At 69.9% G+C, this 10,836-nt stretch carries 11 protein-coding genes and 1 pseudogene; 5 read left to right on the plus strand and 7 right to left on the minus strand.

Annotated features, from left to right (window positions below; translation table 11 throughout):
- Positions 1-293, plus strand: a pseudogene (locus QR77_RS27645) (glycoside hydrolase family 3 protein); the annotation flags it as partial.
- Between the two features lie 106 nt (positions 294-399).
- On the opposite strand, the gene nagB reads toward QR77_RS27645, so the two are convergent.
- A complete protein-coding gene (nagB, locus tag QR77_RS27650) occupies positions 400-1,185 on the minus strand; it encodes a glucosamine-6-phosphate deaminase (protein WP_040024765.1) in 786 nt (261 codons plus the stop codon).
- A gap of 566 nt (positions 1,186-1,751) precedes the next feature.
- Between nagB and QR77_RS27655 the strand changes: the two genes are divergently transcribed.
- Together QR77_RS27655 and QR77_RS27660 are read left to right on the plus strand one after the other, a co-directional pair.
- Positions 1,752-3,251 carry a PAS domain-containing sensor histidine kinase gene (locus QR77_RS27655; protein ID WP_040024766.1) on the plus strand — a complete coding sequence of 500 codons (1,500 nt, stop codon included), beginning with the start codon at positions 1,752-1,754 and terminating at the stop codon, positions 3,249-3,251.
- A gap of 43 nt (positions 3,252-3,294) precedes the next feature.
- Entirely contained in the window at positions 3,295-4,170 is an 876-nt protein-coding gene (locus QR77_RS27660; RefSeq protein ID WP_040028762.1) for a class I SAM-dependent methyltransferase, read from the plus strand.
- Between the two features lie 169 nt (positions 4,171-4,339).
- Here QR77_RS27660 and QR77_RS27665 read toward each other — a convergent pair whose 3' ends face one another.
- Together QR77_RS27665 and QR77_RS27670 are read right to left on the minus strand one after the other, a co-directional pair.
- The gene (locus QR77_RS27665; RefSeq protein ID WP_004937597.1) at positions 4,340-4,597 is read right to left on the minus strand and encodes a WhiB family transcriptional regulator; all 258 of its coding nucleotides are present in this window, start codon (positions 4,595-4,597) and stop codon (positions 4,340-4,342) included.
- A 318-nt stretch (positions 4,598-4,915) separates the two neighbouring features.
- Positions 4,916-5,884 carry a diacylglycerol kinase family protein gene (locus tag QR77_RS27670; RefSeq protein ID WP_040024768.1) on the minus strand — a complete coding sequence of 323 codons (969 nt, stop codon included), beginning with the start codon at positions 5,882-5,884 and terminating at the stop codon, positions 4,916-4,918.
- A gap of 163 nt (positions 5,885-6,047) precedes the next feature.
- Between QR77_RS27670 and QR77_RS27675 the strand changes: the two genes are divergently transcribed.
- Entirely contained in the window at positions 6,048-6,506 is a 459-nt protein-coding gene (locus tag QR77_RS27675; RefSeq protein WP_040024769.1) for a hypothetical protein, read from the plus strand.
- An 11-nt stretch (positions 6,507-6,517) separates the two neighbouring features.
- Here QR77_RS27675 and QR77_RS27680 read toward each other — a convergent pair whose 3' ends face one another.
- The 3 genes from QR77_RS27680 to QR77_RS44070 form a co-directional block, all read right to left on the minus strand.
- Positions 6,518-7,450 (minus strand): RNA polymerase sigma factor SigF, encoded by a 933-nt coding sequence (locus QR77_RS27680; protein ID WP_052489731.1) that lies wholly within the window; start codon positions 7,448-7,450, stop codon positions 6,518-6,520.
- A gap of 35 nt (positions 7,451-7,485) precedes the next feature.
- Complete coding sequence (locus QR77_RS27685) at positions 7,486-7,899, minus strand: anti-sigma regulatory factor (RefSeq protein ID WP_040028763.1); 414 nt, start codon at positions 7,897-7,899, stop codon at positions 7,486-7,488.
- 242 nt (positions 7,900-8,141) lie between these two features.
- Positions 8,142-8,402, minus strand: a complete 261-nt coding sequence (locus QR77_RS44070) for a UBP-type zinc finger domain-containing protein (protein WP_078877214.1) — start codon at positions 8,400-8,402, stop codon at positions 8,142-8,144.
- Positions 8,403-8,437: 35 nt separating this feature from the next.
- Here QR77_RS44070 and QR77_RS27695 point away from each other — a divergent pair, with 35 nt between their 5' ends.
- Positions 8,438-10,039 (plus strand): Na+/H+ antiporter, encoded by a 1,602-nt coding sequence (locus QR77_RS27695; RefSeq protein ID WP_040024772.1) that lies wholly within the window; start codon positions 8,438-8,440, stop codon positions 10,037-10,039.
- Here QR77_RS27695 and QR77_RS27700 read toward each other — a convergent pair.
- Positions 10,036-10,836 (minus strand): pyridoxal-phosphate dependent enzyme (locus QR77_RS27700; protein WP_040024773.1); only part of this gene is annotated, 801 nt, incomplete at its 5' end. The two genes, QR77_RS27695 and QR77_RS27700, sit on opposite strands and share 4 nt — an antisense overlap.

Here is a 10,836-nt window from a genome sequence, read left to right on the forward strand (position 1 = left end):
GCTCGTACAGCGGCCCCGCCGACGGCGCGCGGCCCGAGACGGCGGAGCTGGTCGGCCGGGTGCTCGGCGAAGCCGGTGAGCGCCCTCTCGTGGCCGTCGTACGGGATGTCCACCGGCACGTCTGGATGGAAGAGGCACTGGACGCGCTGGTCGCGGCCCGTCCCGGCACGATCGTGGTGGAGATGGGCGTGAACGAGGCCGAGCCCAGGGGAGCCCTGCACATCGCCACCCACGGCGCCGCGCGTGTCTGCGGTGAGGCGGCGGCCGAGGTCATCACCGGCCGCCGGGCCTGAAGCACCGCGGACCCGGTAGAACCGCGGATACGACTGTGCCGGACGCCCTCCAGGGGTGTCCGGCACAGTCGTACGTGGTGAGTGAGGCTCCAGAGCCCCTACAGCTCTACAGCCCCTGCCAGTCCGGCTTCGCCGCGTACGTCGCCCGGAAGTAGTCGGCGAGCTTCAGCTTCGAGGCGGCCGCCTCGTCGACGACCACGGTGGCGTGCTGGTGCAGTTGCAGCGCCGAGGCCGGCACCAGCGCGGCGAGCGGCCCCTCCACGGTCTGCGCCACCGCGTCGGCCTTGCCCTCCCCGGTGGCGAGCAGCACCAGGTGGCGCGCCTCCAGGATGGTCCCGATGCCCTGGGTGATCACATGGCGCGGCACCTGGTCGACGTCGCCGCCGAAGAACCGCGCGTTGTCGACACGGGTCTGCTCGGTCAGCGTCTTGATCCGGGTCCGGGAGGCGAGCGAGGAGCACGGCTCGTTGAAGCCGATGTGCCCGTCGGTGCCGATGCCGAGCAACTGGAGGTCGACCCCGCCGGCCTGCCAGAGCGCCCGGTCGTACGCCTCACAGGCCTCCGCCACGTCCTCGGCGCTGCCGTCGGGCCCGAGGAACGAGCTCTCCTTCAGCCCGAGCGGCTCGACGACCTCACGCAGCACCACCGAGCGGTACGACTCGGGGTGGCCCTGCGGCAGCCCCACGTACTCGTCCAACTGCGCCACCCGGGCCTCCGAGGCGTCCAGGGCCCCGGAGCCGACCAGCGAGGAGAGCGCCTGGTAGATGGGCAGCGGAGTCGATCCGGTGGCCACGCCGATCAGCGCGTCGGGCTTGCGGCGCAGCAGGTCGGCGATGCTCCCCGCGATGAGTTCGCCGCCTGCCGCGGCGTCCTGGACGATGACAACTTCCACGCTGGGCCTGCCGATCTGGTGGGGTGTGCCGAGAAGTGACGGTACGGCATATGTGGTATAGACCAATCTTATCAGAGCGCCCGAAGCCGTGGCCGGTGACCGGTGACGGGTGGCCGGTGGACGGCAGCCGGCGGCCGTACGGGAGAGATGCGCGGGGGCGGCCGGGGGCGCGCTGCGCGTCCGTCCCGGGCCCTGAACCACCCGCGGGCCGCGGCGCCGCGACGGGACCCTCAACCCGTCCGGCACCGCAGCCCGGAGTTGCTACGGCCGACGGGTGTGCGGTCCCGCGCGGCCGTGGGAGAGGCATCGGCGCGGTCAGGGCAGAGAGCGCCGCATGCCTCGTTCCACCCTCCTGTGCGGGGAGGGCGGAAGCCTGTCGACCGGCCGTTCGCCGGTCTTTACCGATTCATTGTGGACTAGACCATTCTTCCCTGTCCATGGATAAGGGAGGCCTATTTCCGGCCCCGTCGGGCGCCCCGCCGTCCGGTTCCCGCCGGTGGGGCCCCCGGCGAGGATCACGGCTCGTCCCGGTTCGTACCGCGGGTACGCTCGTCTGTGTGCCCTCCATGAACGAACTCGTACGCCAGCACACCGCCCTGAGCGAGTCCGACCTCGAGTGGCTCCACCTGCTGGTCTCGGAGTGGCAGCTCCTCTCCGACCTGTCCTTCGCCGACCTGGTCCTGTGGGTCCCCACCCGCGACGGCGCCCGCTATGTGTCCGTGGCCCAGATGCGCCCCAACACCGGCCCGACGTCCTACCAGGACGACATGGTCGGCCACCTCGTCCCGCGCGGGCGCAGGCCCCTGCTCGACGCCGCGCTCGACGAGGGCCGGATCGTCAGGGAGGGGGACCCTGAGTGGCGCGAGGAGGTGCCCGTACGGGTCGAGTCCATTCCCGTACGGCGTGAGGGCCGGGTCCTCGGGGTGATCGCCCGCAACACCAACCTGCTCACGGTCCGCACCCCGAGCCGCCTCGAACTCACCTACCTCCAGTCCGCCTCCGACCTCGCACAGATGATCGCCGCCGGGTCCTTCCCCTTCCCGGGCCAGCAGGTCGACATGGACGCATCACCGCGCGTCGGCGACGGCCTGATCAGGCTCGACGCCGACGGTGTCGTCCAGTACGCGAGCCCCAACGCGCTGTCCGCGTACCACCGGCTCGGCCTCGCCTCCGACCTGGTCGGGCACCATCTCGGCCGGACCACCGACGAACTGGCGCCCGCGCGGGGCCCGGTGGACGAGGCCATGGTCAAACTGGCGAGCGGTTACGCGCCCAGGGAGGCCGAGGTCGAGAGCCCCGGCGGTGTCATCCAGCTCCGTGCCATCCCGCTCAAGCCCAAGGGGATCAGGATCGGCTCGCTGGTGCTGCTCAGGGACGTCACGGAACTCCGGCGCCGCGAGCGCGAATTGATAACCAAGGACGCCACCATCCGGGAGATCCACCACCGGGTGAAGAACAACCTCCAGACGGTCGCGGCGCTCCTCAGGCTCCAGGCGAGGCGGATGGTGTCCCCGCAGGGCCGGGAGGCGCTCAACGAGGCCGTACGGCGTGTCGGTTCGATCGCCATCGTGCATGAGACGCTGTCCCAGAATCTGGACGAGCGGGTGGAGTTCGACGAGATCGCCGACCGGGTGCTCGCGATGGTCGCCGAGATCTCACCGGCCAAGGTCGCCTGCCGCCGTACGGGCAAGTTCGGCATTCTGGACGCCGAGGTGGCGACCCCGCTGTCGATGGTGCTCACCGAAATCCTCCAGAACGCCCTTGAACACGCCTTCGCCCCGGGGGATCAGGGCACGGTCGAGGTCACGGCGGTCCGCAGCGGAAAGCCCTCGCCGAAGCGGGGGGAGGGGCCGCGCTCGGACGGCCGGCTCCTGATCACCGTTCAGGACGACGGGCGCGGGCTGCCCGAGGGGTTCGATCCGCAGCGGGCGGGGAACCTCGGGCTGCAAATCGTACGAACCCTGGTGGAAGGGGAGTTGGGCGGCGGTTTCGACATGGTGCGGGTGCCGGAGCCGGGCCACGGCACCCGGGTCATCCTCGACATTCCGGTGGAACCGCAGAAGTGACGTGATGTGCCGCGAATTGATCACAGAAAGGCAGCGGATCGTCATGGTTGACGAACGGGCGGCGACGCCGGAGCGGAAACCCGAGCCTGATGGCACGGCCGTACGGGTCGCACTGTGGCGGGCCCTGCACGTCCAGGCCGACGCGCCGCCCCATGTGCTGGAGGACGAGATCGGTCTGCGGCTGGCCGACCCCGACGAAGGCTGGCGGGCCCGTGGGGACATGGACCCGGACGGGACCAAGTGGTTCCGGGCGGCGATCGTGGCTCGGGCCCGTTTTGTCGAGGACCTGGTCGTCGAGCAGGCGGGGCGGGGTGTCAGCCAGTACGTCATCCTGGGAGCCGGCCTGGACACCTTCGCCCAGCGTCGCCCCGAAATCGCCTCCCACCTGCGGGTGTTCGAGGTCGACCAGCCGGATCCCCAGGCCTGGAAGCGCCACCGTCTGACCGAGCTCGGCCTCGGGGTCCCGGATTGGCTGCGGCTGGTGCCGGTCGATTTCGAGGCGGGCGGGTCGTGGTGGGACGAACTGGCGGCGGCCGGCTTCGACTCGGGCCGCCCCACGGTGGTGGCCTCTGCCGGTGTCGCCATGTACCTCACCAAGGAGGCGAACGCGGCCACGCTGCGGCACATCGCGTCGCTCGCTCCCGGTTCCACGCTGGCGATGACGTTCCAACTGCCGCCGGAGCTGCTCGAAGAGGAGAAGCGCGCCGGACTGGAGGTCGCGGCGAAGGGGGCCAGAGCGGCCGGGACGCCGTTTCTCAGTTTCTTCGCCCCGCGGGAGATGTTGGAACTCGCCGGCGAAGCCGGGTTCAAGGACGCCCGGCACGTGTCAGCGGCCATGCTCAACGAGCGGTATTTCGCGGGCCGAACGGATGGCCTCGGTACGTCGAGCGGGGAAGAACTGCTGGTCGCGACCGTCTGACCGGCCCCGAGCAGCAGCGAGCCCCGAACCACGGCTGTGGTTCGGGGCTCGGCTCGAAGCTCACGTTTCGATGCGCATCGGGGGGTGTACTGCGCGCTGCGGTTCGGGGGCGGGACTATGCGTACTCGCTGTACGCTCCGCCGGGCTGAGGCTGTTGTTGCGGGGTGGTTCAGGCGGTCGCGTTACGCGCCCGGTTGCGAGCGGCACGGCGCTTCATCGCGCGGCGCTCGTCCTCACTGAGGCCACCCCAGACGCCCGAGTCCTGGCCGGACTCGAGTGCCCACTGCAGGCACTGCTCCATGACGGGGCAGCGACGGCAAACGGCCTTGGCTTCCTCGATCTGCAGCAGCGCAGGACCGGTGTTGCCGATGGGGAAGAAGAGCTCGGGGTCTTCCTCGCGGCAAACGGCGTTGTGACGCCAGTCCATGGCTGCTACCTCTCTTGGTATTACGTGAAGATTGCTTGTGAATGTGAACGCTTTCACGAATCCCCCGTCAAGGGAAGGGCCGACTGTCGGGTGGACAGCTTGGGTCCTTGCGATGAGGAAGGGGGTTCTGGTTCTCAGGGAGGCCGGTGTTGCGGGCCGTCCCGATCGCCATGTAGAGATTCGCAAACCTCGGCTGCGGATACAACCCCTTCTGGAAAGTTTTTTTTGATTCCTCGGTGTCGACTAGGTCACAGCCGTACTTCCATGGGGTGGATGCCAGCCTAAACGTTCGAGTGAAAGGAGTTTGGCCCCTTCCACTCACACAATCACACGCAGTGCACGACGTACGCCTGTGAACGTCACGCTGGTGCGCAGTCCCAGGTGGTCGCCGTCCAGTTGGAAGGGGAGGGGGGCCTTGGAATGCAAGGTGAAGTCCGTCAGATCATGAAGGGCCAGCGCATGCCTTCCGCGGAGGCCCCGATCGGGCGTGGAAGTCAGCAGTTGTGTCGCATATCGGGCCACCGAAGCCGAGGACAAACTGCTCAGCCCGATGATGTCCAGAGCGGTGTCGAAGGAGGCCCCCGGAGACCCGTAAACCGGGCGATTGCCCAGGTAGGTCCAGGGTGCGGTGTTGCAGACCACGGACAGGACGAGGTTGGTGACCGGCTTCTGGCCGGGCCGTTCCAGCGTGATCATTCCCTGTCCCCTGTGCTGCTCCTCGATGAACTGCCGCACCACCTGGCGCACATAGAGAGCGTGCGTGGATTTCTTCCCGCGTTCCCGCTGCTGTTCGACTCGGCCGACCACTCCGGCGGCGAACCCGAATGCCGCGCAGAAAGTGAACCAACGATCGGGAACCGACTCGTCGTCCGTACCCGGAGTGCCGGCGGCGAGGCCGAGACCTACAGTGCGTTCGCGTTTATCACGCAGCGCGTCCAGAATCGCGCCGGTCGCTTCCACGGCGTCATTGGGCACACCCAGAGCGCGCGCGAAGACATTCGTCGAACCGCCGGGGACAACAGCGAGCCGCGGCAGTCCCTCCGGATCGGGACCGCGGTGCAGCAGCCCGTTCACGACTTCGTTGACCGTGCCGTCGCCGCCGAGGGCCACCACGAGATCGATGTCGTCCGACTCCGCGGCCTGTTTCCCCAGGTCGCGTGCGTGCCCCCGGTACTCGGTGGTGACAGCCTCCAGCTTCATCTCGCTGGCCAGCGCGTGAATGAGTACGTCGCGGGTGCGAGCACTGGTGGTGGTTGCTGCCGGATTGACCACAAGGAGTGCGCGCATACGGGTCAGATTACCGTTCCCGGCCCGGCGGGTCGCTTTCGGGAGCGCACCGGCTACCGGCTGGTACGAGGCCGCCGCGCGAGACCGGCGCGCGCCGGGGATCCCCGTACCCCGCCCGCCGCCTGGCCTGCTTCCCCCGGGGGACGACCGCTACGCTGCGAGGGTGAGCAGCAGTGAACAGACCAGCCCCGCCCCGTCGGCCACGACCCCGCGCCCGCCGCGCCTGACGGCCGCGGGGGCCCTCTGCGGGCTGGAGGCCCTGGCGCTCGCCGTCGCCGGCGTGTATCTGCTGGTGATGGGGCTGACGGGCAAGCCCGACAGCCCCCAGCAGGCGGAGACGGCCGGTGTCACCGTGATCGTCATCGGTGTCATCCCGCTGCTCGCCGCCCGGGGGCTGCTGCTGCGCCGCAGGTGGAGCCGGGGCCCCGGGCTGATCACGCAGATCATCGCGCTGCCGGTCGCCTGGACGCTGTTGCAGTCCGACGGCGCGATGATCCCGGTCGGGATCGCGATCGCCGCGGTGGCCGTGGCGGGACTCGTCCTGCTGGTCAACCGGCAGACCACCGAGGCGCTCGGCATCCGCCCGCCGGGGCACGACCACGACCACGACCGCGACGCCTGATCCCGTACCGCCTACTCCTCCACGAGCAGCCGCTCGCGAAGCTGCGCCAGGGTGCGCGCGAGCAGGCGCGAGACATGCATCTGCGAGATGCCGACCTCCTGCGCGATCTGAGACTGCGTCATATTGCCGAAGAACCGGAGAAGCAGAATCCGCTTCTCTCTCGGCGGGAGGTCCTCCAGCAGCGGCTTGAGCGACTCGCGGTACTCGACGCCTTCCAGCGCCTCGTCCTCCGAGCCCAGCGTGTCGGCCACGGCCGGCGACTCGTCGTCCGTGTCGGGGACGTCGAGCGACAGCGTCGAGTACGCGTTGGCGGACTCCAGCCCCTCCAGGACCTCTTCCTCCGAGATGCCGAGGCGCTCGGCCAGCTCGTGCACCGTGGGCGAACGGCCGTGCTGCTGCGACAGTTCGGCCGTGGCCGTCGTCAGCGAGAGCCGCAGCTCCTGGAGCCGGCGCGGCACCCGTACCGCCCAGCCCTTGTCCCGGAAGTGCCGCTTGATCTCGCCGACGACCGTCGGGGTCGCGTACGTCGAGAACTCGACACCGCGCTCCGGGTCGAACCGGTCGACCGACTTGATCAGACCGATCGTCGCGACCTGCGTCAGGTCGTCCAGCGGCTCGCCGCGATTGCGGAACCGTCTGGCGAGGTGCTCGACGAGCGGCAGATGCATCCGCACCAGGCGGTTGCGCAGCTCGGCCTTCTCGGGCGAGCCGTCGGGCAGCTTGCCCAGCTCGATGAACATCGCCCGCGCACCGCTGCGGTCGTGTGGATCGTGGTGTTGCTCGCTCATAGTGGCCGCCCGCTCTGCCTGCGCCTGCTCCGCTGCGGCCGTCCGGCCGTCAGGTCCGTCCTCCGGGTGTGGACGGGCCTGTTGGTCAGGGATGCCCGTGGGGGCGAGCACCGGCTCCCTCGTCGCCTCGTGCCCACCCCCCGGCTCCTGTGGGATGCGCCCCTCGTCACGCACCGGCCCTTCCTCGTTCCTCACGCCGGCCCGGGTCCCGCGCCGCGCTGTTTGTACAGGCTGATGGAGACCGTACGGTCCTCCTCGACCGTCGAGTCGACCTTGCCGGCCAGTGCGGAGAGCACCGTCCAGGCGAAGGTGTCGCGCTCGGGAGCACGCCCGTCGGTGGTGGGCGCCGAGACGGTCACCTCCAGCGAGTCGTCCACGAGCCGGAAGACGCAACTGAGGACGGAGCCGGGTACGGCCTGCTGAAGCAGGATCGCGCAGGCCTCGTCCACGGCGATGCGCAGGTCCTCGATCTCGTCGAGGGTGAAGTCCAAGCGCGCCGCGAGGCCGGCCGTGGCCGTACGCAGCACGGACAGGTAGGCACCCGCAGCGGGCAGCCGGACTTCCACGAAGTCCTGGGTCCCGGGCTCGCCTGCGATCTGGGACACCCTCACCTCCAAGGTGGCACAAGCTCATCTAGGGCTTCGGACAGGGAGCGTTCGAAGCCTTGCGGTACGTAGTCGGTACGTAGCCGGTCTGGACTGGCGACGCTATCGCGATCCATGGTGCCCTGTCGCAGGGCCCCCGTCCGACGCCTGTCACTCATGGTAGGCATATGAGCACAGAAAGTGGCTAGAGGTCTGCGTCGTCCAATTACGAAGAACCGGCGGATGGTTGACGTACCCACACGTCAGACGATCGAACCGTCCACAAAGCACCAACGCCAGCTCTCCCCGGGTTCAAAGCTCCGCATCACCGCGTGGTCCGTGTCCTTGAAATGCTGCGTACCGTGCTGGTGGGGCGAAGAATCACAGCAGCCGACGTGCCCGCACACCAGGCAGAGGCGGAGCTGAACGGGGTGACTGCCGACGGCGAGGCACTCCAGGCAGGTGTCGCTCAGAGGGGCGGGCTCGTGGCGCGGCAGTTCCGTGACATGGGGACACTCACTCATGATTGCCAGGTTACGACGCTTGTGAGGACGGTGTGATGGACGTACTGCCGGTGATCGCCCTTGTGGCGGCGAGCGCGGCGGTCGCCGGGGTGGCACGAAGGACGCCCGTGCCCGCGCCGCTGCTGCTCGTGGGGGTGGCGCTGGGGGCCGCGTACCTGCCCGGCGTACCCAACTACACACTCGATCCGCACATCGTGCTGCCGGTGATCCTGCCGCCGCTGCTGTACACGGCGGCGGTCGACAGCTCGTACCTCGACCTGCGCGCCAACATACGGCCCGTCGCGCTGCTGTCGGTCGGCTACGTCCTCTTCGCGACCCTCGCCGTCGGCGGGCTCGCCTATCTGCTGGTGCCCGATCTGCCGCTGACGGCGGCCCTGGTCCTCGGCGCCGTCGTCGCGCCGCCCGACGCCGTCGCCGCCACCGCGATCGCGCGGAAACTCGGGCTGCCGAACCGCATCACCACCATCCTCCAGGGCGAGTCGCTGGTGAACGACGCCACGGCGATCACCGCGTTCAGGGTGGCGCTGGCCGCCGCCGTCGGCGAGGGGACGAGCTGGGCCGGCGGCATCGGCGAATTCGCGCTGGCCTCGCTCGGCGGGGTCGGGGTCGGGCTCGTGCTGATGGTGCCGCTGTACTGGCTGCGCACCCATCTCAAGGAGGCGCTGCTCCAGAACACACTGTCGCTGCTCATCCCGTTCGTCGCCTACGCGGCGGCCGAGCGGGTGGGGGCCTCGGGGGTGCTCGCCGTCGTCGTGGTCGCGCTCTACCTCGGGCACCGCTCCTCCCAGGTCGACTTCGCGACCCGGCTCCAGGAACAGGCGGTGTGGAAGATGATCGCGTTCGTCCTGGAGTCCTCGGTGTTCGCCCTGATCGGGCTGCAACTGCCGGTCGTCCTGCGGGGCCTCGGCGAGTACGGGGTCGGGGAGGCGGTGGTGTACGCGCTCGGGACCTTCGTGGCGGTGGTGGTGGTCCGGTTCCTCTGGGTCTATCCGGCGACCTTCGTGCCGCGCGCGCTCTTCCGCGGGATCAGGGAGCGGGAGCCGGACACCAACTGGACCGCGCCGCTGATCGTCGGATGGGCGGGGATGCGCGGGGTGGTGTCGCTGGCGATCGCCTTCTCCATCCCGCGGGCGATGCACGACGGCACGCCGTTCCCGGGGCGCAACCTCGTCCTGTTCCTGACCTTCACGACCGTGATCGGGACGCTGGTCGTGCAGGGGCTGAGCCTGCCCGCGCTGATCCGGCTGCTCAAGGTGCCGGGGCGGGACACGTACACCGAGACCCTGGCCGAGGCGCAGGCGCAGAACGAGGCGTCGGAGGCCGCGGAGCGGCGGCTCGAAGAGCTGCTGGCCGAGGAGCGCAACGTGCTGCCCGACCCGCTGATCGAGCGGCTGCGCGCCGTCCTCGCCCGGCGGCGCAACGCCGTCTGGGAGCGGCTCGGCACGGTCAACGAGGTGACGGGGGAGTCGGCGGACGACACCTACCGCAGGCTGTCCGGCGAGATGATCGAGACGGAGCGCTCGGTCTTCGTGGAGCTGCGGGACCGGCGGAGCATCGATGACGAGATGCTGCGGACGCTGCTGCGGAGGCTGGATCTGGAGGAGGCGGCGGCGTACCGGGACGACAGTTCCGGTTAGGCGGTTACGCGGTCGGGCTGCTCGGACGGTTCGGTCGGTTCGGGGCCGCCCGTGATCACGGCGGCGACGCGGGTGCCGGGCGGGAAGGCGCCCTCGGCGGCCAGCGCCGTCAGGCCGTACAGCATTTTGGCGACATAGAGACGTTCCACGGGCAGGCCGTGCCGGTCCTCGAACTCCCGGGCGAATGAATCCAACTCGGCGGTGACGCGTGCGAATCCGCCGAAGTGGAACCTTTCTTCAAGGCTCCATCCGGCGACGGGCCCGCCGAAGGCGGCGCGTTGGAGGTCCGCCACCTCACGGGCGAGGAAGCCGCCGCGCAGCGCGGGGAAACCGATGGCCCGCTGACCGGCGCCGAGCCCGGCGGCCAGTCCTGCCAGGGTTCCACCGGTTCCGCAGGAGACGGCGACCACATCGGCCGCATCGCGCAGCTCCTGGCCGAGCGCGGCGCAGCCCTGAACGGCCAGGGTGTTGCTGCCGCCCTCGGGAAGTACGTAAACGGAATCCTCGTCCAGGCCCGCTTCGGCGACTACGGCGGCGAGGACGCCGGGCTCCGTCTTACGGCGGTAGGTCGCGCGGTCGACGAAGCGCAGCCGCATCCCGTCGGCCACGCAGCGCGCGAGGGACGGGTTGAGCGGGCCGTCCGCCAGTTCGTCGCCCCGTACGACGCCGACCGTGGCGAGGCCGAGCAGCCGCCCGGCGGCGGCGGTCGCGCGCAGATGGTTGGAGTACGCGCCGCCGAAGGTGAGCAGCGAACGGCTGCCGGCGGCGGTCGCCGCGCGGAGATTGGGCGCCAGTTT

The sequence above is a fragment of the Streptomyces sp. 150FB genome (assembly GCF_000818195.1).
Classification (GTDB): Bacteria; Actinomycetota; Actinomycetes; order Streptomycetales; family Streptomycetaceae; genus Streptomyces.

Excerpts from the sequence above, each read along its gene's own strand:
- QR77_RS27655 (WP_040024766.1), top strand. The coding sequence starts at position 1,752 with ATGAACGAACTCGTACGCCAGCACACCGCCCTGAGCGAGTCCGACCTC.
- QR77_RS27660 (WP_040028762.1), top strand. The coding sequence starts at position 3,295 with ATGGTTGACGAACGGGCGGCGACGCCGGAGCGGAAACCCGAGCCTGAT.
- QR77_RS27665 (WP_004937597.1), bottom strand. The coding sequence starts at position 4,597 with ATGGACTGGCGTCACAACGCCGTTTGCCGCGAGGAAGACCCCGAGCTC.
- QR77_RS27670 (WP_040024768.1), bottom strand. The coding sequence starts at position 5,884 with ATGCGCGCACTCCTTGTGGTCAATCCGGCAGCAACCACCACCAGTGCT.
- QR77_RS44070 (WP_078877214.1), bottom strand. The coding sequence starts at position 8,402 with ATGAGTGAGTGTCCCCATGTCACGGAACTGCCGCGCCACGAGCCCGCC.
- QR77_RS27695 (WP_040024772.1), top strand. The coding sequence starts at position 8,438 with ATGGACGTACTGCCGGTGATCGCCCTTGTGGCGGCGAGCGCGGCGGTC.